Annotated in this window: 20 protein-coding genes; 8 read left to right on the forward strand and 12 right to left on the reverse strand. The window is 68.0% G+C overall.

The features are described from left to right. Positions 1-154: 154 nt before the first annotated feature. A complete protein-coding gene (locus LRH25_RS18485) occupies positions 155-1,051 on the forward strand; it encodes an aspartyl/asparaginyl beta-hydroxylase domain-containing protein (RefSeq protein ID WP_141288413.1) in 897 nt (298 codons plus the stop codon). A 108-nt stretch (positions 1,052-1,159) separates the two neighbouring features. Here the strand turns inward: LRH25_RS18485 and LRH25_RS18490 are convergent, their stop codons facing one another. Further along, entirely contained in the window at positions 1,160-1,546 is a 387-nt protein-coding gene (locus LRH25_RS18490; protein WP_141288408.1) for a translation initiation factor Sui1, read from the reverse strand. 218 nt (positions 1,547-1,764) lie between these two features. Between LRH25_RS18490 and LRH25_RS32845 the strand changes: the two genes are divergently transcribed. Next, positions 1,765-3,783 (forward strand): phosphorylase family protein, encoded by a 2,019-nt coding sequence (locus LRH25_RS32845; protein ID WP_259374079.1) that lies wholly within the window; start codon positions 1,765-1,767, stop codon positions 3,781-3,783. Between the two features lie 136 nt (positions 3,784-3,919). Further along, positions 3,920-6,190 carry a TonB-dependent receptor gene (locus tag LRH25_RS18505; protein WP_231011896.1) on the forward strand — a complete coding sequence of 757 codons (2,271 nt, stop codon included), beginning with the start codon at positions 3,920-3,922 and terminating at the stop codon, positions 6,188-6,190. A 76-nt stretch (positions 6,191-6,266) separates the two neighbouring features. Here the strand turns inward: LRH25_RS18505 and LRH25_RS18510 are convergent, their stop codons facing one another. From LRH25_RS18510 to LRH25_RS18525, 4 genes are all read right to left on the reverse strand, one after another. Further along, positions 6,267-8,345, reverse strand: a complete 2,079-nt coding sequence (locus LRH25_RS18510) for an FG-GAP repeat domain-containing protein (protein ID WP_141289019.1) — start codon at positions 8,343-8,345, stop codon at positions 6,267-6,269. Positions 8,346-8,547: 202 nt separating this feature from the next. Then, positions 8,548-9,654, reverse strand: a complete 1,107-nt coding sequence (locus LRH25_RS18515) for an adenosine deaminase (RefSeq protein ID WP_141289021.1) — start codon at positions 9,652-9,654, stop codon at positions 8,548-8,550. After that, the gene (locus tag LRH25_RS18520) at positions 9,654-10,760 is read right to left on the reverse strand and encodes a Rieske 2Fe-2S domain-containing protein (protein WP_231011897.1); all 1,107 of its coding nucleotides are present in this window, start codon (positions 10,758-10,760) and stop codon (positions 9,654-9,656) included. Before LRH25_RS18520 ends, LRH25_RS18515 begins: the two co-directional genes overlap by 1 nt. A 54-nt stretch (positions 10,761-10,814) precedes the next feature. After that, positions 10,815-11,444 carry a hypothetical protein gene (locus tag LRH25_RS18525; protein ID WP_231011900.1) on the reverse strand — a complete coding sequence of 210 codons (630 nt, stop codon included), beginning with the start codon at positions 11,442-11,444 and terminating at the stop codon, positions 10,815-10,817. 107 nt (positions 11,445-11,551) lie between these two features. Between LRH25_RS18525 and LRH25_RS18530 the strand changes: the two genes are divergently transcribed. The 4 genes from LRH25_RS18530 (at position 11,552) to LRH25_RS18545 (ending at position 16,830) form a co-directional block, all read left to right on the forward strand. Then, on the forward strand, positions 11,552-12,832 hold the full coding sequence (locus LRH25_RS18530) for a winged helix-turn-helix domain-containing protein (RefSeq protein WP_231011901.1): 1,281 nt from the start codon (positions 11,552-11,554) through the stop codon (positions 12,830-12,832). Between the two features lie 46 nt (positions 12,833-12,878). Beyond that, positions 12,879-14,165: an amidohydrolase family protein gene (locus LRH25_RS18535; RefSeq protein ID WP_141290803.1), complete on the forward strand. Its 1,287-nt coding sequence runs from the start codon at positions 12,879-12,881 to the stop codon at positions 14,163-14,165. 15 nt (positions 14,166-14,180) lie between these two features. Continuing rightward, positions 14,181-14,684 carry an RNA 2',3'-cyclic phosphodiesterase gene (thpR, locus tag LRH25_RS18540; RefSeq protein WP_141290805.1) on the forward strand — a complete coding sequence of 168 codons (504 nt, stop codon included), beginning with the start codon at positions 14,181-14,183 and terminating at the stop codon, positions 14,682-14,684. Positions 14,685-14,760: 76 nt separating this feature from the next. Beyond that, entirely contained in the window at positions 14,761-16,830 is a 2,070-nt protein-coding gene (locus tag LRH25_RS18545) for a S9 family peptidase (protein ID WP_231011902.1), read from the forward strand. 58 nt (positions 16,831-16,888) lie between these two features. Here LRH25_RS18545 and LRH25_RS18550 read toward each other — a convergent pair whose 3' ends face one another. Both LRH25_RS18550 and LRH25_RS18555 read right to left on the reverse strand, forming a co-directional pair. After that, a complete protein-coding gene (locus tag LRH25_RS18550; protein WP_141291088.1) occupies positions 16,889-17,200 on the reverse strand; it encodes an antibiotic biosynthesis monooxygenase family protein in 312 nt (103 codons plus the stop codon). Next, positions 17,200-17,883 carry a type 1 glutamine amidotransferase domain-containing protein gene (locus tag LRH25_RS18555; RefSeq protein ID WP_141291087.1) on the reverse strand — a complete coding sequence of 228 codons (684 nt, stop codon included), beginning with the start codon at positions 17,881-17,883 and terminating at the stop codon, positions 17,200-17,202. Before LRH25_RS18555 ends, LRH25_RS18550 begins: the two co-directional genes overlap by 1 nt. A 125-nt stretch (positions 17,884-18,008) precedes the next feature. On the opposite strand from LRH25_RS18555, the gene LRH25_RS18560 reads away from it, so the two are divergent. Further along, complete coding sequence (locus LRH25_RS18560) at positions 18,009-18,917, forward strand: LysR family transcriptional regulator (protein ID WP_231011903.1); 909 nt, start codon at positions 18,009-18,011, stop codon at positions 18,915-18,917. 4 nt (positions 18,918-18,921) lie between these two features. Here LRH25_RS18560 and LRH25_RS18565 read toward each other — a convergent pair whose 3' ends face one another. The 5 genes from LRH25_RS18565 to LRH25_RS18585 are packed head-to-tail and all read right to left on the reverse strand — an operon-like array spanning position 18,922 to position 23,206. Beyond that, entirely contained in the window at positions 18,922-19,263 is a 342-nt protein-coding gene (locus LRH25_RS18565; RefSeq protein WP_141287595.1) for an L-rhamnose mutarotase, read from the reverse strand. After that, positions 19,263-20,045: an L-fucose dehydrogenase gene (locus LRH25_RS18570; protein ID WP_141287594.1), complete on the reverse strand. Its 783-nt coding sequence runs from the start codon at positions 20,043-20,045 to the stop codon at positions 19,263-19,265. Before LRH25_RS18570 ends, LRH25_RS18565 begins: the two co-directional genes overlap by 1 nt. Positions 20,046-20,047: 2 nt before the next feature. Beyond that, the gene (locus LRH25_RS18575; RefSeq protein WP_141287593.1) at positions 20,048-21,328 is read right to left on the reverse strand and encodes an L-fuconate dehydratase; all 1,281 of its coding nucleotides are present in this window, start codon (positions 21,326-21,328) and stop codon (positions 20,048-20,050) included. A gap of 16 nt (positions 21,329-21,344) precedes the next feature. After that, positions 21,345-22,205, reverse strand: coding sequence for an ureidoglycolate lyase (locus LRH25_RS18580; protein ID WP_141287592.1), 861 nt, complete (start codon positions 22,203-22,205; stop codon positions 21,345-21,347). A 59-nt stretch (positions 22,206-22,264) separates the two neighbouring features. Then, a complete protein-coding gene (locus tag LRH25_RS18585) occupies positions 22,265-23,206 on the reverse strand; it encodes an ABC transporter substrate-binding protein (RefSeq protein WP_141287591.1) in 942 nt (313 codons plus the stop codon). Positions 23,207-23,240 lie beyond the last annotated feature (34 nt).

Consider the following 23,240-nt stretch of genomic DNA (forward strand, 5'->3'; position numbering starts at 1 on the left):
GCAGCCCTTGATCTGGCACAACTCCGGGCCCTGCAGTGCCGCACTGGCGCAATTCGGGTCAACCCCACAGTCGTTCTGGAAATTCGACGTTTTTTAAGATGCGCGCACCTGACTCGCAGGCCCGTTCAACATGGCCCATCTCTGGCTACCGCCGCTGCGCTACTGGCTGCTGTTCGTCTTCGCCACTTCTGCCCTGTACGCGCATTTCCGTGGCCGCGTGCGCTTCAAGCTGTCGCGTGCGCTGACCGACTTCACGGTGCTGCTGGCGCCCGTCAACGCGCTGCTGTACCTCAGCTCCCGCGTGCCGGCCACGCCCTACCTGCCGTTGCAGGACTTCCCGGAACTGGCACCGCTGCGCGAGCACTGGCAAGAGATCCGCGACGAGGCGCTGCTGCTGAACCACGACGGCCACATCAAGGCCGCCACCGGCCACACCGACATCGGCTTCAACTCCTTCTTTCGCACCGGCTGGAAGCGCTTCTACCTGAAGTGGTATGGCACCGACATGGCCTCGGCGCAGGCCATGTGCCCGCGCACCGTCGAGCTGCTCAGGCAGATCCCGAGCGTGAAGGCCGCGATGTTCGCCTCGCTGCCGCCCGGCGCGAAGCTGGTGCGCCACCGCGACCCCTACGCCGGCTCGCTGCGCTACCACCTGGGCCTGTTCACGCCCAACTCGGACGGTTGCTACATCGAGGTCGACGGCCAGCGCCATGCCTGGCATGACGGCGAGGCGGTGATGTTCGACGAGACCTTCATCCACCACGCCGAGAACACCACCGACCAGCAGCGGGTGATCCTGTTCTGCGACGTGGAGCGCCCGGTGCACACGGCGCCCATGCGCTGGTTCAACCGCCTGTTCGGCCGCCTGGTGATGACCGCAGCGGCCACGCGCAACACCGACGACGAACCCATCGGCACGCTGAACAAGCTGTTCTTCTACGGCTACAAGATCCGCCTGGCCGGCAAGGCACTGAAAGCCCGCTCGCGCACCACCTACTACGTGGGCAAGTGGGCGCTGATGCTGGGCGCGCTGTACCTGATCCTCCGGTAATGGTGCACCCGGTTCGCCGGGTACGGCGCACCACCCGCCGGGCGGGTCCGCCAGCCGCTTGGGGCGGCCCGGCGCTGGCTGCCGGCGCGGTGTTCGACCTTGGTGTGTTCAGCCGCCGGCGCGCTTGACTTTCCAGCCGCGGCCTTCGAGCTTCTGCATTAAAAGGGCCACGTGGTCGCCCTGGATCTCGATCACGCCGTCCTTGACCGTGCCGCCGCTGCCGCAGGCGGCTTTCAGTTCCTTGGCCAATTTGGCCAGGTCTTCTGCATTCAGCGGCACGCCACGCACCAGCGAGACGGCCTTGCCGCCGCGGCCCTTGGTTTCGCGCGAGATGCGCACCACGCCGTCTCCGGCTGGTACTGCGGCAGCCTTCAACGCTGCGCAGCGGCAATCGGCCAGCGCCTGCTTGCAGTCCGGACAGGTGCGGCCGCCTTCGGTCGAATAGACCAGGCGGGACAGTGACGACAGGCCGGAGCCGCGGGTCGAGGAAGCCATGGCAGTTGAAACAGGCAGCAAACAGCGAGGGAAGGATGGTGCACGGCGGCGCCAGCCGATAAGCTCGCGCGGTGCCGGATTGTCGCCTTGCCAACGCCGCGCTGGTACGGCGCCTGCTTGCTGCGCCAGCCCTCGCCTCGATTCGCGTCACACGGCCGCGCCCTGCCGTGCCTGAACCTTTGCGCATGCCCGCCTTGTTCCGTTCGCCCCTTCTCCTGATGCGCACTGCAGCCGCTGCAGCGCTGCTGGCGCTCACCGGCCTGCCGGCGTTTGCCGCAGACAGCCCGCGCTGCCTGAGCGACTGCACGCCGCGCATCGGCATCGTCTCGGCCTTCGGCGCCGAGGCCGATCTGCTGCTCGCCCAGCTGCAGCAGCCGCAGGCCTGGACCATCGAAGGCAAGCGCTTCACCACGGGCGAGCTGGAAGGCCACCGTGTGGTCGTCGTGCTCAGCGGCGTGAGCATCGTCAACTCGACGCTGGTCACGCAGCAGATGCTGGACCACTTCCGCATTGACCGGCTGGTGATGAGCGGCATTGCCGGCGGCGTGAACCCCGCCAACCACGTGGGTGACGTGACCGTGCCGGACCGCTGGGCCATGCCGATGGAAGTCTTCTGGAATGGCGACGAGAAGCTGCCTTCGCCGTGCGGCGCGCAGGGTGACGTCTCCTGCCTGGGCCTGAAGCTGGCGCAACCGGACGGCAAGACAGTGCCGCCGTTCGCGCTGCAAGGCGCGGGCGGCAGCGTGCAGACCGGCCTGTTCATGCGCGAGACCTACGCGCTGAACGCCGCCAACGCACCAGCCGGCGAGTACCGCTTCGACTACCCGGTGGACCCGGCGATGCTGGCGGTGGCCAAGTCCCTGAAGCCGGACCTGCAGCGCTGCGGCCCGCGCGCGAAACAGGCCGACGGCTCGCTGGACCCCAAACTCTGCATGAAGACCCAGCCGCGCCTGCTGGTGGGCGGCCGCGGCGTGTCGGCCCCGGTGTTCCTGGCCAATGCGCAGTACCGCCGCTACCTGTTCGACACGCTGCAGGCCCAGACCTTCGAGATGGAGACCGCGGCGCTCGCCCACGTGGCCTATGTGAACCAGGTGCCCTACATCGCCTTTCGCAGCCTGAGCGACCTGGCCGGCGCCGAAGCGTTTGACGCCGACGTGGGCGCGATGTTCGCCAGCGGCCTGGCCGAGGCCAACGAAGCTGCCGTGACGCTGGCCTTCCTGAAAGCCTGGCAGTCGCCGCTGACCTCGGTGAGCACGAAGATCACCGGCGCCGACAGCGGCGCGCGCAAGGTCAAGGCGCTGGTGATCAGCATGTTCGGTCCCGAGGCCGAACCCTGGATCAAGCCCTTCGCGCTGGACCAGGCCATCACCGTGCCCGGCCTGTCGCCCGACTACCCGGCCCTGCGCTGCAGCGCCGACGACGTGTGCCTGCTGACCACCGGCATGGGCCACTCGAACGCCGCGGCCTCGGTGCTGGCCGTGACGCTGGATCCGCGCTTCGACCTGCGGCAAACGTATTTCCTGATCGCCGGCATTGCCGGCATCGACCCGGCGCAAGGCACGCTGGGCAGCGCCGCCTGGGCGCGCTGGCTGGTGGACGTGGGCATTGCGCACGAGATCGACGCACGCGAGATGCCCAAGTCCTGGAAGAGCGGCTACTACGGCGTGCTGACCAAGGGCCCGGGCGAAAAACCCAAGCTGGAATACCGCACCGAAGTCGCCCGCGTGGACGAGGCGTTGCTGCAGAAGGCGCTGGCGCTGAGCAAGGGCGTGGCGCTGCAGGACAGCCCGCAGGCCCAGGCCTACCGCGCCAAATACAAGACCGGCCCGGCCGCGCAGCCGCCGGCGGTGATCCAGTGCGACACGCTGGGCGGCGACACCTGGTGGCATGGCGACAAGCTGGGCCAGCACGCCCGCGACTGGACCAAGCTGATGACCGACGGCGCCGGCACCTACTGCACCACGCAGCAGGAAGACAACGCGACGCGCAACGCGCTGGAACGCGCCGCCGCGGCCGGCAAGGTCGACCTGAAGCGCCTTGCCGTGCTGCGCACCGCGTCGAATTTCGACCGGCCGCACCCGGGCCAGACCGCACAGCAATCGCTGCTGGCCTCGACCACCGGCGCCACCGGCGGCTTCGTGCCGGCCACGCAGAACCTGGCCATCGTTGGCGGCACGCTGGTGCGCGACATCGTGGCGAACTGGGCGCAGTGGCAGCGCGGCGTGCCGGCGCCCTGAAGCGACCGATCGCGGCAGCCCCCGCCCACCGGCGCGGCTGGATGACAAGCGCAACCGAATGCAAGCGTGCCGAGAGCGGCACGCCGGTGGCATATGCGTTGCTTTGCATGGCGGCACAACTACTTCACAAGCCGCCATGTCATCGAAGCCCACCTTCATTCCCCGCCTCTCGCCGCTTTGCCTGGCACTCGCCGCCGCACTGGCGCCCGCCCAGGCCCTGCGCGCACAGGAGGCCAGCCCGGCGCCCGGCGAGGCCGGCAAGCTGGCAACCGTGACCGTGACAGCCGAGCGCCGCGCCGAGAGCGTCATGACCGTGCCGATGGCCGTCTCCACGCTGCGCGGCGAAACCCTGGACGTGCTGAACTCCAGCGGCGAGGACCTGCGCATGCTGTCTGGCCGCGTGCCCAGCTTGAACATCGAATCGTCCTTCGGCCGGGCCTTTCCGCGCTTCTACATCCGCGGCTACGGCAACACCGACTTCCGGCTCAACGCCTCGCAGCCGGTCTCGCTGGTGCTGGACGACGTGGTGCAGGAGAACCCGATCCTGAAGGGCTTCCCGATCTTCGACGTCGAGGGCGTGGAAGTGCTGGCCGGCCCGCAGGGCACGCTGTTCGGCCGCAACACGCCGGCCGGCGTGGTCAAGATCGACTCGGTCAAGCCGCAGAAGGGTTTCGGCGGCTACGGCAGCATCAGCTACGGCACGTATGGCACGGTGAACCTCGAAGGCGCCGTCAACGCGCCGCTGTCGGACCAGTGGCAGTCCCGTTTCTCGGTGCAGGTCCAGCACCGCGACGACTGGGTCACCAACGAGGCCCCGGCCGAGTTGCAGCAGACGCACAAGCTCGAAGGCTATGACGACCGCGCCGCCCGCGCCCAGTTCCTCTACGGCGCCGGCACGCCCTTCACCGCGCTGTTCAACGTGCATGCCCGCGACCTGAATGGCAGCGCCCGCTTGTTCCGCGCCAACATCATCCAGAAGGGCAGCAACGACCTGGTCGACGATTTCGACATCAAGAAGGTCTACCTGGACGGCAAGAACGAGCAGAAGCTGACCAGCATCGGTGCCAACGCGCACCTGACCTGGGCGCTGGACGGCGTGAAGCTGCACTCGATCACCGGCCTGGAGACGGTGCACTCGTACAGCCGCGGCGACGTGGACGGCGGCTACGGCGCGTCCTTCCTGCCCAGTTCGGGTCCCGGGCTGATCCTGTTCCCCAGCGAGACGGCCGACGGCCTGAGCGGCCACCGCCAGTTCTCCGAGGAACTGCGGCTGGAGTCCACGAAGCCAGGCCCACTCAGCTGGCAGGCCGGCCTGTACTTCTTCCGCGAAACCTTCCGGATGACCTCGTACAACTACGACTCGACCGCCGGCGGGGCCTTCACCAGTTCGTCTCCCACCACGCAGAGCAACAATGCCTACGCGGCCTTCGGCTCGGTCAACTATGCGCTCGCGCCGGACCTCTCGCTGCGCGCCGGCCTGCGTTACACCCACGACAAGAAGAAGCTCTCTACCGACCCAGGCACGGTGCCCAACTTCGACGTGAGCGAGGGTCTGAGCGACGAGGTCTCCAGCAGCAAGGTCACCGGCGACGTCGCCCTGAGCTGGGCCATGGACAAGAACACCAACCTCTACGGCCGCGTTGCCACCGGCGTACGCGGCGCCAGCATCCTGCCGGCCTCGGGCTTCAACCCGATGTCCAAGGCCGAACCGGAGACCAGCACCTCGTACGAGGTTGGCGTGAAGTCTGAGTTGTTCGACCGCCGGGCCCGCGTCACCGCGGACGTCTTCCACTACGACGTGAAGCACCAGCAGCTCACCGTGGTGGGCGGTAACGCCAACTCCACCGTGCTGGAAAGCGCCAAGAAGGCCATGGGCCAGGGCGTGGAATTCACGCTGGACGCCTACCTCAGTGAGAACCTGCTGCTGGGCCTGAGCGGCAGCGTCAACGTCACGAAGATCAAGGACAAGGACCTGGTCGTTGGTGGCTGCGCCCAATGCACGCCCACAGATCCGTCCACCGAGGTCACCCTGCCAGATGGCAGCAAGAAGACGGTCTATTTCATCGACGGCAACCCGCTGCCGCAGGCCCCGAAGTACGTGGCCAACGCCAACCTGCGCTACAGCATCCCCACGGCCAGCGGCGAGTTCTACGCCTACACCGACTGGACCTACCGCAGCAAGGTCAACTTCTTCCTGTACGAATCGCCCGAGTTCACCGGCAAGCCCCTGACCACCGGCGGCCTGCGCCTGGGCTACATCTGGGACAACGGCAAGTACGAACTCGCCGCGTTCGGCCGCAACATCACCAACCGTGTCGTCGTCAACGGCGCCATCGACTTCAACAACCTGACCGGCTTCGTGAACGAGCCGCGCACCTGGGGGGCGCAGTTCAAGGCAATGTTCTGAAAGTGAAAAGGCCACGCGATTTGGCTGCGCGGCCTTCAAAGACCCACACGACTGGCCTGCAAGGCCAGTCCCAGGCTCAGTTCAAGTTGGTCTTGAAACCGAGAATACCGTACGGGCCGGTGGTGAAAACCATCTTTCGCCCCGGCACGCTGACCACGCTTTGACGCGCTTGGCCGATGCCGTAGTTGACGGTCTCAAACTTGAGCGTCTGATCCACATACTGGCGCAGCTGGCCACCAGAAGCCACCCACCAGGATCCGCCAGGTGCGACCACCAAACCGCTCACGGCACCACCCGGCACGGTGAACTGCTGCACCTGGGGAAACTGGGCCTGGAAATAGGCCAGTTCGGTCACCTTGCCGTCGCTGCCGCCGGTCACCAGGTGCGTCGTACCTGACAAGGCAGCGGAACTCAGTGTGGACCATCCGACCAAGCCGTTCAGTGCATGGGTCTTGCCGTCATAAAAATACAGCGTGCGAGCTCCCGAAGACAACACGCCCAGCTCCTGGGTGCCATCCTCATCCACATCACTGACGAAGAGCTGATCCAAGGTGGCGGACGTTTCGGTCTGGATGCTCCAGCGCCGCTGCCCCGTGGCGGGATCGTAGGCGACCACGGTCCCGCCATTACCCGCAACCAGCACTTCAACGGCCCCATCCCCATCGACGTCCGCGACCTCAAGCGCGCGGAATGTGCCGCTTGGCGCACCGGCATCGACATTGCTCATCACGAGCTTGAAGCTGCTGTTGGCTTTGAAGTTGTAGGCCCTGAGCTGCCCCTGAATGCCATCGCCACCCGCGACCACGATCTTCAGCCTGCCTGTGCCATCGAGATCGCGCAGCTTGATGTCTGAGATCTGGAAGGAAACACCCAGCGGGTCCGAAATGGCCCGCACTTTCAGCTTGTCGCTGTCGAACACCACCAGGCGCCCCCCGCCGTAGCTATCGGAGCTGGTCGAGGCCATCACGATTTCGGGCACGCCGTCACCGTCCAGATCACCCACAACAGGCCCGATGAAAGGTCCGTGGAGGTCCACCGTCTGCCAGCGAATGGACTGACTCTGCCAATCTCCGAGGTGCAAGCGATAGGGGCCGCTGCTGGAATTGCCACCGGAACTCCAGAGCAGGTCCTTGACGCCATCGCCATTCACGTCCGCCACGGTGATCGCCATCGTCCCGGACTCGGGCGCTTGGATCAATCCGATCGATTTCCTGGCGACAAGACTGAAGGCGCGCACAGCGGTGCCTTGCGCACTGCCCACCAGGACCTCCGGCACGCCGTCGCCATCCAGATCGCCCTGCCCGACAGCCTCAACATCCGTCAAGGCAAGCCACCACTGTCCAGCCTTCTTCGCCACATCGTAGACGCTGAGCCGATCACTCGTGACCGAGATCAACTCAGCGCGACCGTCACCATCCGAGTCGATTGCCAGCACGTCGCCGAAACCCTTGGAATAGTTCCACTGCACTTGGTGCGTGTCGGCGTCGATCACCTTGCCCGAGCTAGACACGATTTCCATCGCGGCATCGCCGTCCATCTGGCCGACGGCCAGCTCGTAGCCTCCGACACTCTTCAGGCTCCACCCTGCATAGGCCGGACCCTCAGCCACCAACTTGCCGTCGTTGCACAGCGAGATGTATTCATCCACGCCATCGCCATTCAGGTCTGCCGCCTTGAGCACCCTGAGCCCGGCCTCTTCCAGCTTAGGGTTGTAGCAACGGCCTGGCTGTGTCGAGAGTTTTGCCTTGGTGACGGCGTCGTAGATCACCAACGTGCCGTCGCCCAATGCCGCCACGACGAGTTTCTGGCCACTCGGTCCGTTGGCCAACACCAGACTCATGAGGCCATGCATTGGCTCGGACACAAAGACCTGCAACAGCCCCTTGGAAAGGTCCCCGGGCTGGCCGCGCAGGACATGCCAGCTGTCGTGCGAACTGACAAAAACCTCAGTGGCGCCATCCACCACCAAGGTCTCCATGCCGGCCAAGCCAATGCTGCCGCCCAGTGACTGCCATGCCCAACTGGCTTGAACCCCGGTGGCAGGATTGGAGGTCTTGCCAGCGAGCGCCGGTGCGGGTTGTACCAATGCAAACGAAGCCAACAGGCCTGCCGCAGCCGAAGCCAGGGCCAAGCGCGCACGTGTCGCGAATTTCATGATTTCCCTCCTCCGGACCAACGGCAATCCGGCCTCTGTGTACACATTTAAGAGATGCCGTTGTTTTTCTTGTTGCGCTGTGCGCTTGGGCGGAGGATACAAGATCGGTAGCTCTCAGGCTGCATGCGGCCCCTACCGCGCGCGCCCCCGAAGGCCGCCGCTACCCCACCTACCCGAAGGACAGTTGCCAGCTGCTTGAGGCTCACGCCCCCGAATTCGCCGCCTCCACAAAAACCGCATCCAGCATCTCCGTCCAGCGCTCCTTGCGCAGGTCGCTGACGAAGCTGGCGTCGAAGCTGTTGCGGGCCAGGATGTAGGCCTCGCGGGGGCCGAGTTGCGGCAAGGCCTCGAAGGTTTCGAGGTAGTTCTGGTTCAGGTAGCCGCCGAAGTAGGCGGGGTCGTCGGAGTTGACGGTGGCGACCAGGCCGGCGGCGAGCAGTGCGGGCAGCGGGTGATCGGCCAGCGTGCCCACGACGCAAAGCTTCAGGTTGGACAGCGGGCAGACGGTGAGCGGGATCTGCTCGGCGGCGAGGCGGCGCATCAGCGCCGGATCGTCGATGCTGCGCACGCCGTGGTCGATGCGCTGCGCGCCCAGCAGGTCCAGCGCGTCGCGCACATACGCGGCCGGACCTTCCTCGCCAGCGTGGGCCACGCGGTGCAGGCCCAGTTCCTTCGCGCGGGCGAACACACGCTCGAACTTCCCGGGAGGATGGCCGCGCTCGGAACTGTCCAGGCCCACGCCGATGAACAGCTCCAGGAAGGGCTCTGCCTCCTCCAGCGTGGCAAACGCATCTTCCTCGCTGAGGTGGCGCAGGAAGCACAGGATCAGCGCGCCGCTGACGCCCAGCTGGTCGTGCGCGTCATTGCAGGCGCGCGACAGGCCGCGCATCACCGTCTCCATGGCCACGCCGCGGGCAGTGTGGGTCTGCGGGTCGAAGAACAGCTCGGCATGCACCACGTTGTCCGCCTTGGCCTTCTCGAAGTAGGCCCAGGCCATGTCGTAGAAGTCCTGCTCCTGCAGCAGCACGCTGGCGCCGGCGTAATAGATGTCCAGGAAGCTCTGCAGGTCGGTGAAGGCATAGGCTTGGCGCAGCGCTTCGACGCTGGCGTAGCGCAGGGCCACCTGGTTGCGCTGCGCGAGCTTGAAGATCAGCTCGGGCTCCAGCGAGCCTTCGATGTGGATGTGCAGTTCGGCCTTGGGCATGCGGGCCAGCAGCGCCGGCAGCGCGGCGCGCGGAATGCGGTCGAACAGCGTGTCGTCCAGCGGAACGGACGGGGCGGCAGCGGCAACAGCAGGAACGGCTGGCATCAGCAGACTCCAAAGGTGATCAGGTGGCGGCGCAGGTAGCGCCGGTAGGCGGCGGAAGCCTTGTCGGCCGCACTGTGCACTTCACGTGCCATGCGGCCTTCGTCGGTCAGGCCCAGCGGCAGGCGGCGCGGGCGTTGGGATTCGAGCACGGGCCGGTCCTGCAGGAAGATGGCCTGCTGAAACTCGCGCAACGCGGCCTCGCGCTCGGGCGACACGCCGCCTTCTGCTGGCACCGCGAGACGGAACCAAACGCGGCTGCGTTCCTCGTCCAGCGGGCAGATCAGCAGCGCGATGGCCTCGCGGTGACCGTCGTCAAGTGCGGGCACCTTCTCCAGCACCGCGGCATACGGCGCGGGCAGGTGGTAGACGTAGTCGACCCAGGCGCCCTCGGCAGCGGCTTCATGGGCACGCGGCTGCCAAGCCTTGCAGCCGCTGATGCGCAAGGCTTCGGCGCGGCCCGTGGTAGCGTCGGCCGGCACGATTTCGACTTGGTGGTCCGGCACCTGCAGGTGCTCGGCGTCGCCCAGCCAGCCTGCATGCACCAGGCCGAAGTGCGCCAGGTCCAGGAAGTTTTCGACGATGCGCGGCGCGCTGGCCGCCACGTCGAAAGGACCGACGTTCAGGCGGTGCAGGCCGGCGTCCGCCTCGGCGTCGAAGCTGGGCAGCTGGACCGGCCCGCCGTCCGGCCGTAGCCAGACCAGGCCGCGCGCCTCGGCCAGGCTGGCGCAGTGCAGGCGGTGCGAGGCGGGCGGCACAAACCCGGGCACGGCCGGCACCGCAACGCAATGGCCGTTGCCGGCAAAACGCCAGCCGTGGTACGGGCACTGCAATTCACCAGCGGCCACGCGGCCCAGCGAGAGCTGCGCGCCACGGTGTGGGCATTGGTCAGGGGCTGCGCGCAGGTGGCCTGTGGCGTCGCGCCAGAGCACCCAGTCGCGGCCCAGCAGGCGCACGGGCCAGGGGCCGGGTCCTTCGCAGGCTGCAGCGTCGGCCACCGGATGGCTGACGGCGGCCTCGGGCCGCGGCGGTTCGGCGGCGCCAGGCGGCGCGCGCTCAGGGTCGGCGGGAGCAGACGGGGCTGCCGAGGCTGGCGGTGAGGCGGGCATGGCCCATTGTGAACCCGCGCACCCCGGCCGGGCGACCCCCGCCTCAGCCGCGCATCACTTCGGGGCGACGGGCTTGGCGTCGACGCTCAGCGTCAGTGCGGCACCTTCGCCGCCGGTCTGCCAGGCGCCCTGGTAGGTGGTGCTGGTGAACAGCAGGCCTTCGGCGGCGGTGACCCACACGGCGTTCTTCAGCGCCTTGGCCTTGGACTCGGCCACCACCCAGTAGCTGTGGCCGGCCTTCAGGCGCGGCGTCTTTTCGCTGCTGAAGAACTGCTGCACGGGGGTCCAGCCGAAAGTGGCCACCGGTGCGGTCCAGTGTTCCAGCTTGTGGCCGCTGGGCAGGCTCTCGCCGCCGCCTTCGTCCAGCGCGTCGGTCTGCAGGGTCAGCTTGATCTTGGCCTGGTCGACGTCGGAGTTGTTCATCAGCCAGATGCCGATGCGCGAGAGCTTGAAGTCGCTGTCCACCGGCACCGTGAAGCGGGCGCCCACGGTCTGCTCGGTGTAGATGTCGAAGCCCCAGTAGCCGAACCAGCCACCGGGCGCGCCGGTGTCGATCAGCACCTGTTTGGCCGCGGCGGTCGGCACCGCCAGCTGGGTGGCAACAGGGCCAGCCGCCCAGCTGCTGCCAGCCAGCATGCCCCAGCCGACCAACACCGCGCCCAGGACTTGCAGAGAACGTTTCATGAAATGGCTCCGAAACAATCAGAAAGAAGCCTGGATGCTAGAAGCCCGGCTTGTGGCAATCTTGACCAGATCATGACGGACACGCCCTGCCCGCCAGTTTTCCTGCCATGCCTGCCGACACCTTGACCCTGGACACTGCTGGTTTCCCCCAGCTCGGCGACCAGCCGCTGCGCCTGCCGCCCAAGGAGCGCGCGGCGCTGTCGCTGCTGCTGCAGCGACAGCCGGCCGTGGTCGCGAAAAACGATTTCGCGGCCGTGGCCTGGCGCGGCGGGGACATGTCCGACGAAAGCCTGGCGCGCTGCATCAGCCGGCTGCGGCAGGCGCTGGCCCCGCATGGCTGGCAGATCGAGTCGGTCTACGGCACAGGCTACCGGCTCAGCAGCGAAACCGCGCTGCCCACAGGCCCCGCGACGCGCCCGGCCCAGCCTTCCGCGAGCACGCTGGACGCCTACATCCACGCGCGCCAGCTGGCCCAGCAGCGCACGCCGGAGGCCCTGGGCCGGGCCATCGCACTGCTGCGCGAGCTGCTGAGCACCCACCCGGACTACACGCCGGCCGCAGTGGCACTGGGCGACGCGCTGGCTGCCGCCATCGGCTGGGGCCAGTCCGACACCGACGCAGCGGTTGCCGAAGGGCTGCAGGCGCTGGACGATGCCGCGGCGCGCGATCCCGCCACGCCCGGCCTGGACGCCGCCCGCGGCTGCCTGCTGGACATGGCTTGGCGTTTTGCCGATGCCGAGGTGGCCCATGCGCGCGCACTGAAAATTGGCGCCAACGATCCGGACACGCTGCTGCTGCACGCCCGCCACCTGCTGTTCACCGACCGACCGGCGCTGGCCGTCGAGCAGCTGCGCCGGGCCCGGCAGCAGTCGCCGCACTCGCTGATGCTGCGCATGTCCTTGTCCCGGGCGCTGGTGCAGGCCGGACACGGCGCCGAAGCGCTGGCCGAGGCCGACGCTGCCGTGGCCGACCACCCGGGCCAGCTGCTGATCGGCGCGTTTGCACTGTCCATGCGGGCCATGGTGGCGCCGGAGCCAGCGCTGGCTGCGCCGACGCTGCGCTTGATCGAAGGCCACGACACGCCGCCCTACGTCTGGACCATCTCGTCCTTCGTGCTGGCGCGCCTGGGCCAGCGCGAAGCGGCACTGGACATCATCGACGCCTCGCTGATGTGTGCGCGCACCAGCACCGGCGAGGCCACGCTGTATGCCGCTTCACTGGCCGCGCTGGGCGAGGTGGACCGCGCCGCCGAGCTGCTGCGCCAGGCCTGCGACGAACGCTGCGGCATGCTGGCCATGGTGCTGCGCGACCCGGCGCACGCCGACTGGCTGCCGCAGCACCCGGTGGGCCGCGCGTTGTTGACTCGCGTCTTTGGCCCGAACGGGTGACAGGCCCGCCGCCAGCCCGGCCACCGAACTGCGATAACCTTTCCCCATGCTCGACCTGCTGATCCACGACGCCACCCTGCCCGACGGCCGCCGCCAAATTGGCGTGGCCGTGCAGGACGGCCTGATCGCCGACATCGGCCCGCACCTGACGCCCGACCACGCCCCCGCGGCCCAGACGGTCGACGCGCAGGGCATGCTGCTCAGCGCGCCGTTTGTCGACGCCCATTTCCACATGGACGCGACGCTCAGCTACGGCCTGCCCCGCGTCAACCAGAGCGGCACGCTGCTGGAAGGCATCGCGCTGTGGGGCGAACTGAAACCCGATCTGACGCAGGAGGCGCTGGTCGAACGCGCGCTGGCCTATTGCGACTGGGCGGTCGCCAAGGGCCTGCTGGCGATCCGCACGCATGTGGACGTGTGCGACCCGCGGCTGCTGGCGGTGGACGCGCTGCTGGAGGTCAAGCGCCGCGTGTCGCCCTACCTGGACCTGCAGCTGGTCGCCTTCCCGCAGGACGGCGTGCTGCGCGCGCCGGGCGCGATGGACCTGCTGAAGGAGGCGCTGCGCCGCGGCGTGGACGTGGTCGGTGGCATTCCGCATTTCGAGCGCACGGCCGAACAGGGCGCCTTGAGCGTGAAGCGGCTTTGCGAACTGGCCGCGGAGCTGGGCAAGCGCGTGGACATGCACTGCGACGAGAGCGACGACCCGCTGTCGCGCCACGTCGAAACCCTGGCCTTCGAGACCCACCGCCTGGGCCTGCACGGCCGCGTCACCGGCTCGCACCTGACCTCCATGCACAGCATGGACAACTACTACGTCTCCAAGCTGATCCCGCTGATGGCCGAGGCGCAACTCGGCGTGGTCGCCAACCCGCTGATCAACATCACGCTGCAGGGCCGGCACGACAGCTACCCCAAGCGCCGCGGCATGACCCGCGTGCCCGAACTGATGGCCGCCGGCCTCACCGTCGCCTTCGGCCACGACTGCGTGATGGACCCCTGGTACAGCCTGGGCAGTGGCGACATGCTGGAGGTCGCCCACATGGGCCTGCACGTGGCGCAGATGACCAGCCAGGCGGCGATGCGCCAATGCTTCGAAGCGGTGACGACGAACCCGGCGCGCCTGCTGGGGCTGGAAGAGAGTTTCGGCCTCGCCGTCGGCCGCGAAGCCAGCTTCGTGCTGCTGCAGGCGCAAGATCCCGTCGAGGCCATCCGGCTGCGCGCGCACCGCCTGGGCGTGTGGCGCCAGGGCCGCATGCTGGCCGAGAGCCCGCCGCTGGAGACCCGGCTGCATCTCGCGGACCGCCCCGGCGGCATTGACTTCCTGAAGCGCTGACACACGCCCCCGAACATGCCCGACGCCCGCCTCTTCCTGGCCCTGGTGCCTGACGAAGACACCACCCGCGCCATCGTGGCCTGGCAGCGCCGCTGCACCTGGCCCGAAGACGCGCGCATCTACCGCCGCGACGACCTGCACATCACGCTGCTTTTCCTCGGCGCCGTGCCCCGCGCCACGGTGGGCGACCTGGTCCCGCAGCTCAACGTGCCCGCCCCGCGCCTGCAGTTGGAGCTGTCACTGACCCACGTCGAAACCTGGCCCCGCGCCGGCGTCGCCGTGCTGGCGCCCACCAGCATCCCGGAAGAACTGCAGGTCCTGCACGCCGCCCTCGCCACCGCCGCAACCCAGGCCGGCTTCGCGCTGGAACCCCGCACCTACCAACCCCACGTCACGGTCGCCCGCACCCGCATGGCCGCCCCCGGCGCCCAGGTCGACGGCCCGCTGACCTGGCGCAGCGAAGGTTACGTGCTGATGGAGTCCAACCAAGGGTACCGGGTGATTCATCGGTATGGGTGAGGACGGTCGAGGATGTGGGTGCACGCAGTCCGGCCCCGACAATCGCCGGCTGACGACTGGCTTCCCTGCTTCATCGATGCGATTCGAACATTCCAAGCCGCTGCCGCGTTGGCATGCTGGCCGCGTGCTGCACATTGCAGCTGCCTCCGTGACCCTCGCCTGGGTCGCCCTTTTCTCCACCGTTGCCGCAGCGGCTGAAAGCCCGCCGATTGCGGCCAAGGTTGACCGGCAGCCGCTGACAAGTTTCGCCAGCCTGCCGCTGTTGTCGGACGTGAGACTGTCGCCGGACGGGCAGCAAATCGCGGCGCTGATGAACACCGGCGGCAAGACGGTGCTGATGACCCGTCCGGTGACCGGCAACAAGCCGCGCGCGCTGTTGACGACCGACAACCAGGAGTTCTCGTTCAACTGGATTCACTGGGTCAACAACGAGCGGGTGCTGGCCAGCGTGCGCTTTGCCTCGCGGCGCGATTTCGTGGCCACCGTCGAGACACGCTTGCTGTCGGTCAAGGTCGATGGCAGCGGCTCGGTGAACCTGGTGCGCAACCCGGTGCCCTCCGGCAGCATTTTGGGCAACGCGCCTTCGCAGCAATTCCAGGACCGCGTGCTCGACTGGCTGCCGCAGGACGGCCAGCACGTGCTGCTGCAGCTCAACGGGCCGGGCTCGGTCAACCCGGCGGTCTACAAGGTGGACGTGAACACCGGCGAGCGCGTGATGGTGAAGGGGCCTGAGCGGCTGGTGATGCGCTGGCTCAGCGACGCCCAGGGCCGCGTGCGGGTGGGCCTGCAGGAAGACGATGGCGTGATCGAGGTCCGTGCCTGCGACCCGGACGGCAAGCGCTGGCGCACGCTGTGGCGCAGCACTGAAATGAAGGACCGCGTCTGGCCGATGGGCTTCGGGCAGGACCCGCAGGAGCTTTACATCAAGGCCTACCACGAGGACCGGCTGGCGGTGTTCACGGTGCGCCTGGACGACGCCGCGCTGCCGCGCCAACTGCGCCTGGCCGACCCGCATGCCGACGTGGGCGGCTGGCTGCTGCGCTCGCCGCTCACCGGCGAGGTGCTGGGCCTGCGAAGCGGGGCCGACGAAGAAGCCGACGCCACCGACGAGACGCGGCCTGCGATGTGGAACGCCACCTGGCGCAACACGCTGAAGGCCATCGACAAGGGCCTGCCCGAACGGGACAACCTGCTGCTGGACATCAGCCACGACGAGCAGCGCTACCTGATCTATTCCGAGGGCAATGGCCAACCAGGCGAGTACTACCTGGGCGACCGGCGCAGCGGCGAGCTGACCCTGCTGGCAGAGACCTACCCGGACCTGGACCCGGACCGCTTGGCGCACAAGGTGCCGGTGACGCTGAAGGCGCGCGACGGGCTGCCGCTGGTCGCATTTGCCACGCTGCCGCTGGGCCGCAAGCTCGGTGACGCCGGCCCGCCGCTGCCCACCGTGCTGCTGCCGCACGGCGGACCCAACAGCCACGACGACACCGGCTTCGACCCCTGGACCGCCTTCCTCGCCGACCGCGGCTACCTGGTGCTGCAGGTCAATTTCCGGGGCTCGGACGGCTACGGCTATGCGCACAAGGCCGCCGGCCTGCAACGCTGGGGCCTGGAGATGCAGGATGACCTGAGCGACACGCTGCTGTGGGCCACCGGCCAGCACCTGGCCGACCCGGCGCGCGTCTGCATCGTCGGCGCCAGCTATGGCGGCTATGCGGCGCTGATGGGCGTGGTGAAGACACCCGAGCTGTACCGCTGCGCGGTGAGCTTCGCCGGCGTGTCCGACCTGCCGGACCTGATCGCCACCGAGAGCCTGTACCACGGCGGCCTCGAAGAAGCCGAGCGCACCATTGGCAAGGCCTGGGGCGACCGCGAGCGCCTGCGCGCCACCTCGCCGGCGCGCCAGGCCGGAAGCATTCGCGTGCCGGTGCTGCTGGTGCATGGCACGGCCGACCGCGTGGTGCCGGTCGACCAGAGCCAGACCATGGCCAGCGCGCTGAAGAGCGCCGGCAAGACCTACCGCTACGTGGAGCAGGAAGGTGGCGACCACCACCTCAGCCGGGAAGCGCACCGGCTGGCGTTTTTCACCGAGCTGGAGACCTTCCTGGACCAGCAGTTGCAGCCGCAGAAGGCGCGCGACTGAGGTCGGCGAAGTGAAAGAGACAGGTGGCCGGCGCCCTGGGCCGGTGCCACCGGTCCCTTCAGGCCACGGCATGCGGCCGAAGGATCTCCACCTGCCGCCGGGTCAGCAGCGGCAGGATGCGGTCGACGACCACGGCCCGGTAGTGGGCTGACTCCCGGTGCGCCTGGAGTGACGCATCGTCACGGTAGTGTTCCAGCAGCAGCACCTCGCCGAGTTTCGCGATCGCCTGGAAGACTTCGTAGCCCAGGCAGCCCGGCTCGGCCAGCGTGGCCTCGCGGACTTCCGCCACATGGCGCAACACCTCGTCTACAGCCTCCAGCGGCATCTGCCAGCGGGCCACGATCACGATGGGGGTGACGACCGCGTTCATCACGCCACCGCCTTGCCGCTCAGCGCCTGGACGATGGCTTGGCCGACCAGCGTGCCCGAAGCCGGGTTCTGCCCGGTGATCAGCCGGCCGTCCACGGCCAGCTTGGGCCGCCACGGTTCGGCCGATTCGTAGAGGCCGCCTTCGTCGCGCAGCGCGCTTTCCAGGTCGAAGGGCACATCCGCACGGGCATAGCCGTCTTCCTCGGCGGTGGAGAACCCGGCAACCTTGCGCCCACGCACCAGCGGCGAACCGTCCGCCAGCTTCACGCCCAGCAGCGCAGACGGGCCATGGCACACGGCAGCGACGACCTTGCCGCCGTCCCAGGCGCGGCGCACGGCGGCCTGCACCTCCGGGTTGCCGGTGATGTCCACCATCGGGCCCAGGCCGCCGGGGAAGAACACCGCGTCGTAGTCCAGCACGTCCACCTCGGACAGCTTGCGGCTGCGGGCCAATCGGCGGTAGGAGTCGCTGGCCAGGAACTCGGCCTGCGCCGCGTCGCTGCCGTCGAAGCCATCCTCCGGTGGCTTGCCGCCTTGCAGCGAGGCGTATTCGACTGCGATGCCGGCCTTGTCCAGCACCTCGAAAGGGTGTGCGATCTCGGGGAAGAAGAAACCGGTGGCGCGATTGTTCGGGCCGATCACAGCTGCGTTTGTCACAACAAACAGAACATGCTTGACACTCATGACACTCTCCTATTTCGGTTGACACCCGGCGACTCCGGGATGAAACGAAGATTAAGGAAAGCGGCACCTGCACGGTAGACGCGCGGAAGTTGACTGATTGTCTTATCTGATCTGACAATCAAGCCATGAGCACCCACCCATCGCCCATCCTGGACGAACTGCGCGCGATGGCCGTCTTCGCCACCGTGGTCCGCAGCGGCAGCTTCTCGGCCGGTGCGCGGGCGTTGGGCCTGACCCGCGCGGTGGTGAGCCACCATGTGGCCAGCCTGGAAGCCAAGCTGGGCGTGCCGCTGGCCCAGCGCAGCACGCGCAGCTTCAGCCTCACACCCGCCGGCGAAGCCTTCCGCGTGCACTGCGAGCGCATGCTGGACGAGGCGCAGGACGGCATCCGCGGCATGGAGCTGCTGCGCGCCGAGCCGCGCGGCGAAGTGCGCATCACCTGCTCGCACCACTTCGGCCAGCGGCGCATCCTGCCGGCCTTGCTGGCGTTCCGCCGGCGCTACCCGTCCATCCGCCTGCACGTGGCGATGAACGACAGCAACGTGGACCTGGTGCAGGCCGGCATCGAGCTGGCCGTGCGCGCCGGCCCGCTGGCGGACTCGGACCTGGTGGCCCGCCGCCTGGTCAAGGAGCCGACGATGCTGTGCGCCTCACCCGCCTACCTGCGCCGCCACGGCACGCCCGCCACGGTGGCTTCGCTGGCGCAACAGCGCTGGGTGGTGTACCCGCCATCACAGCGCACGCTCTCGGCCCGCCACGACGGGAAGACCATCGAAATCCCCGTGCAAGGCGACATCGTCACCGACAGCGCCGCCTCCCGCCTGGCCTTCGTGCTGGCCGGCGAAGGCATCGCCCGCCTGCCGGCCTACGACGCCGCACCGCTGCTCGCGTCAGGCGAACTGGTGCGCGTGCTGCCCGAAGTGGAAACCGCGTCGCTGGAGATTTTCCTGGTGCACAGCCGGCGCATCGGGCCGAGCGCGAGGTTGCTGCGGGACTTCCTGCTGGCGGATGCGCCGGACGAAGCCGTGGCGTGATTCGTCAGACCTTGGCGCGCCAATCGAAGATGCGCGCCGCCGGCACCCACTTCTCACCCGCCGGCGTCCACGGCGTGGACGCCTGGAAGCGCCACATCAGGTCTTCCCATTCGCGCAGCTTCGGGTCTTCGGCCTGGGCCTGGGCCATGCGCTCGGGGTTGTAGACCGCGTCGTCGGTTTCCATGACCATGCACAGCCGGGTGCCGAGGCGGTAGATCTCCATGGACAGCACGCCTTGCTCGTGCAGGTGCGCCGCAACCTCGGGCCAGATGCGGCGGTGGTGGGCTTCGTACTCGGCGATCAGGGCCGGGTCGTCTTTCAGGTCCAGCAGCAGGCAGTGGCGCATCACATCTTCCCCAGGGCGCGGTCCAGGTGCACGTAGCCGCCGTCCGGGTGCAGCCACTGGCCAGTGGTGTGGGACGAGCGGTCGGACAGCAGGAAGACGACCATGTCGGCGATTTCCTGGTCGGTCGTCATGCGGTGGCCCAGCGGGATGCGGGCGGTGATGTTCTGCAGCGCGTCTTCCGGGTTGGGCAGGGTTTGCAGCCAGCGCTGGTAGAGCGGCGTCATGACCTCGGCCGGCAGCACGGCGTTGACGCGCACGCCAAACGGCGCGAGCGCTGCAGCCCATTCGCGGGTAAGGCCGAGCTGCGCGGCCTTCGCGGCCACGTAGCCGCTGGTGCCGCCCTGGCCGGTGAGCGCAGTCTTGGACGAGATGTTGACGATGGACCCGCGGCGCTGCTTGATGGACTCGACGCACAAGTGCGCCATCACGTAGCAGTGCACGAGGTTGGCTTCGAGCGAGCGCATGAAGGCCACGCGGCCAGCATCCAGGCCCACGCCATCGTTGGCGCCGGCGTTGTTGACCAGCGCGTCGATGCCGCCGAAGCGGCTCAGCGTGTCGGCGACCGCACCGGCGCAGGCGGTGTCGTCCTCCAGTTCGAGCTGGAAGAACGCATGGCGTGGGCACAGCGTGTCCAGCTGCGCGGCGAACTCCGGCAACAGCGGGCTGCGGCCGAAGATCACCGGCACTGCGCCTTCGCGGGCCAGCGCCAGGCTGATGGCGCCGCCGATGCCGGCACCGCCACCGGTGACGATGACGACCTTGTCCTGCAGGTGCAAGTCCATGTTCAGCCTTTGAAGGTGTAGTGCGCCAGCGACTCGGGCTTCATCTCGATCGAATAGCCCGGCCGCGTGGGCGGCAGGTAGGCCGCGCCGCGGATCACGCAGGGGTCCACGAAATGCTCGTGCAGGTGGTCCACGAACTCGATCACCCGGCCTTCCTTGGTGCCAGCAATGCACAGGTAGTCGATCATCGACAGGTGCTGCACGTACTCGCACAGGCCCACGCCGCCGGCATGCGGGCAGACCTTCAGGCCGTGCTTGGCGGCCATCAGCATCACGGCCAGCACCTCGTTCAGGCCACCGAGCCGGCAGGCGTCGATCTGCACCACGTCGATCGCGCCGCGCATGATCAGCTGCTTGAACATGATGCGGTTCTGGCACATCTCGCCGGTGGCGACCTGCATCGAATCCTTCACCGCTTCGCGGATGCGGCGGTGACCCTCGATGTCGTCCGGGCTGGTCGGCTCCTCGATGAACCAGGGCTTGGCAAAGGCCAGGTCCTGCAGCCAATCGATGGCCTGGTCCACCTCCCAGACCTGGTTGGCATCGATCATCAGCTTGCGGTCCGGGCCCAGCACCTCGCGGGCAATGCGCACGCGGCGGATGTCGTCGGCCCTGTCACGGCCCACCTTCAGCTTGATGTGCGAGAAGCCGGCGTCCACCGCCTCCTGCGCCAGGCGGCGCAGCTTCGCGTCGTCATAGCCCAGCCAGCCGGCCGAGGTGGTGTAGCAGGGGTAGCCGTTGGCCAGCAGCTCGGCGCGGCGCGCGGCCTTGCCTTCGCCACGCTCGCGCAACAGCGCCAGCGCTTCGTCGGGTGTGATGCAGTCGGTGATGTAGCGAAAGTCGATCAGCTTGACGATCTGCTCCGGCGTCATGTCGGACACCAGCTGCCACACCGGCTTGCCCTCGGCCTTGGCCCACAGATCCCACACAGCATTCACCACCGCGCCGGTGGCCAGGTGGATGGCACCCTTGTCCGGGCCGATCCAGCGCAGCTGGCTGTCGGACGTGACATGGCGCCAGAAGCGGCCCATGTCCTCGGCGATCCAGGCCAGGTCCAGGCCGACGACCAGGTGTTCCATCGCGCGGATCGCGGCGCAGCAGATCTCGTTGCCGCGGCCGATGGTGAAGGTCAGGCCGTGGCCTTCAAGGCCCGGCTGGTCGGTCTCCAGCACCACGTAGGCCGCGGAATAGTCCGGGTCCGGGTTCATCGCGTCGGAGCCGTCCAGGTGCTCGGACGTGGGGAAGCGCACGTCGAGCACGCGCATGGAACGAATGGTGGTCATGGCGTGTTCCGGGCGTTCAGGCCTGTACCGTGCGCTGCTGCTGCTCGCCCAGGCCCTGGATGCCCAGGCGCATGGTCTGGCCAGCCTTCAGGTAGATGGGCACCGGCTTCTGGCCCAGGCCCACGCCCGGCGGCGTGCCGGTGGAGATGATGTCGCCCGGCTGCAGGCTCATGAACTGGCTGAGGTAGCTGACCAGCTTCTTCACGCCGAACACCATGGTGCTGGTGTTGCCGTTCTGGAAGCGGCGGCCGTCGACCTCCAGCCACATCGCGAGCTGCTGTGGGTCCGGCACTTCGTCTGCAGTCACCAGCCACGGGCCGATGGGGCCGAAAGTGTCGTGGCCCTTGCCCTTGTCCCACTGGCCGCCGCCGCGCTCCAGCTGCACCTCGCGCTCGGAGACGTCGTTGACCACGCAGTAGCCGGCCACGTGCGACATGGCATCGGCCTCGGCGATGTAGCGGCCGCCCTTGCCAATCACCACGCCGAGTTCGACCTCCCAGTCGGTGCGCGAGCTGCCGCGCGGGATTTCCACGTCGTCGTTCGGGCCGACGATGGCGCTGGTCCACTTGTTGAACACCACCGGCTCGTCCGGCACCTTCGCGCCGGACTCGGCCGCGTGGTCCGCGTAGTTCAGCCCGATGCAGATGAACTTGCCGACCTTGCCGACGCAGGCGCCCAGCCGCAGGTCCCGCTGCGGCGTGCCTGGCACGAGCGGCAGCGAGGCGATGTCCAGGCTGGCCAGCTTGTCCAGACCGGCGGGCGTGAGCACATCGCCGGCAATGTCGGCCACCACGGCGGAAAGATCCCGCACGCGCCCATCGGCATCCAGCAGGCCCGGTTTTTCCTGGCCCAGGGGGCCGTAGCGCAGCAGTTTCATTCAGATTCCTCTTTTATCGGTGAGTGAGAGTGACGACAGCGTCGTGTGCAAGGCGAAGATCAGTCGTAGAGCACCGCGGCGATCTTCGGGTCGTTGAGGTTGGTCTTGTCGTACCAGTAGAAGCCGGTGTCGATGACCTTGGGCAGCTTCTCGCCCTTCAGCGCCTTGACGGCCGCTTCCACGGTCTTGTAGCCAATGCCCACCGGGTTCTGCGTGATCGAGCCGGCGATCAGGCCGTCGCGGATCGCGTCCTTCTGCTGCTTGCCCGAGTCGTAGCCGACGATCACGACCTTGCGCTTCATCTCGCGCACACCGTTGGCCACGCCGATGGCCGAGCCTTCGTTGGTGCCGAAGATGCCCTTCAGGTTCGGGTAGGCCTGCAGGATGGACTTCGCGATCTCGGTGGACTTCAGGTGATCGCCGCCGCCGTACTGCACGCTGACGACCTTGATGTTCGGATAGGTGGACTTGATGCGGTCCACGAAGCCGTCGCGCCGGTCCACCCCCGTGCGGCTGGTCTGGTCGTGGGCGACGACGGCCACTTCACCGGCCTTGCCGATCAGCTCGGCCATCTTGTCGGCGGCCAGCGAGGCGGCGGCCTTGTTGTCGGTGCTGGCGGTGGTGACCGGGATGTCGCCGGCCACGCCGGAGTCGAAAGCGATGACCGGGATCTTCGCGGCCTGGGCCTTCTTCAACAGCGGCAGCGCGGCCTGGCTGTCCAGCGCGGCAAAGCCGATGGCGGCCGGCTTCTTGGCCAGCGCGGCGGAGAGCATGTCGATCTGCTTGTCCACCATCGCTTCGGACTCGGGGCCCTCGAAGCTGATCTTGACCTTGTAGTCCTTGCCGGCCTGCTCGGCGCCGCTCTTCACCGCCTGCCAGAACTGGTGCTGGAAGCCTTTGGAGATCAGCGGGATGTAGACCTCTTGCGCGCTGGCGGCACCCGCGAGCGCGAAAGTGGCGGCCACGGCCAAGGCGAGTTGCGAAACGGTTTTCTTCATCATGGTGGTGTCTCCTGTCGTTGTAGGAATCGAAGCG

This window comes from Ideonella azotifigens (assembly GCF_021043325.1).
Taxonomy (GTDB): Bacteria; Pseudomonadota; Gammaproteobacteria; order Burkholderiales; family Burkholderiaceae_C; genus Ideonella; species Ideonella azotifigens.

Coding starts and splice junctions, on each gene's coding strand:
- LRH25_RS18515 (WP_141289021.1), bottom strand. CDS start 9,654: ATGCCAGCCGTTCCTGCTGTTGCCGCTGCCGCCCCGTCCGTTCCGCTG.
- LRH25_RS18530 (WP_231011901.1), top strand. CDS start 11,552: ATGCCTGCCGACACCTTGACCCTGGACACTGCTGGTTTCCCCCAGCTC.
- LRH25_RS18580 (WP_141287592.1), bottom strand. CDS start 22,205: ATGAAACTGCTGCGCTACGGCCCCCTGGGCCAGGAAAAACCGGGCCTG.
- LRH25_RS18570 (WP_141287594.1), bottom strand. CDS start 20,045: ATGGACTTGCACCTGCAGGACAAGGTCGTCATCGTCACCGGTGGCGGT.
- LRH25_RS32845 (WP_259374079.1), top strand. CDS start 1,765: ATGCGCACTGCAGCCGCTGCAGCGCTGCTGGCGCTCACCGGCCTGCCG.
- LRH25_RS18510 (WP_141289019.1), bottom strand. CDS start 8,345: ATGAAATTCGCGACACGTGCGCGCTTGGCCCTGGCTTCGGCTGCGGCA.
- LRH25_RS18560 (WP_231011903.1), top strand. CDS start 18,009: ATGAGCACCCACCCATCGCCCATCCTGGACGAACTGCGCGCGATGGCC.
- LRH25_RS18545 (WP_231011902.1), top strand. CDS start 14,761: ATGCGATTCGAACATTCCAAGCCGCTGCCGCGTTGGCATGCTGGCCGC.
- LRH25_RS18565 (WP_141287595.1), bottom strand. CDS start 19,263: ATGCGCCACTGCCTGCTGCTGGACCTGAAAGACGACCCGGCCCTGATC.
- LRH25_RS18490 (WP_141288408.1), bottom strand. CDS start 1,546: ATGGCTTCCTCGACCCGCGGCTCCGGCCTGTCGTCACTGTCCCGCCTG.
- LRH25_RS18525 (WP_231011900.1), bottom strand. CDS start 11,444: ATGAAACGTTCTCTGCAAGTCCTGGGCGCGGTGTTGGTCGGCTGGGGC.
- LRH25_RS18585 (WP_141287591.1), bottom strand. CDS start 23,206: ATGATGAAGAAAACCGTTTCGCAACTCGCCTTGGCCGTGGCCGCCACT.
- LRH25_RS18535 (WP_141290803.1), top strand. CDS start 12,879: ATGCTCGACCTGCTGATCCACGACGCCACCCTGCCCGACGGCCGCCGC.
- LRH25_RS18555 (WP_141291087.1), bottom strand. CDS start 17,883: ATGAGTGTCAAGCATGTTCTGTTTGTTGTGACAAACGCAGCTGTGATC.
- LRH25_RS18550 (WP_141291088.1), bottom strand. CDS start 17,200: ATGAACGCGGTCGTCACCCCCATCGTGATCGTGGCCCGCTGGCAGATG.
- thpR (WP_141290805.1), top strand. CDS start 14,181: ATGCCCGACGCCCGCCTCTTCCTGGCCCTGGTGCCTGACGAAGACACC.
- LRH25_RS18575 (WP_141287593.1), bottom strand. CDS start 21,328: ATGACCACCATTCGTTCCATGCGCGTGCTCGACGTGCGCTTCCCCACG.
- LRH25_RS18505 (WP_231011896.1), top strand. CDS start 3,920: ATGTCATCGAAGCCCACCTTCATTCCCCGCCTCTCGCCGCTTTGCCTG.
- LRH25_RS18520 (WP_231011897.1), bottom strand. CDS start 10,760: ATGCCCGCCTCACCGCCAGCCTCGGCAGCCCCGTCTGCTCCCGCCGAC.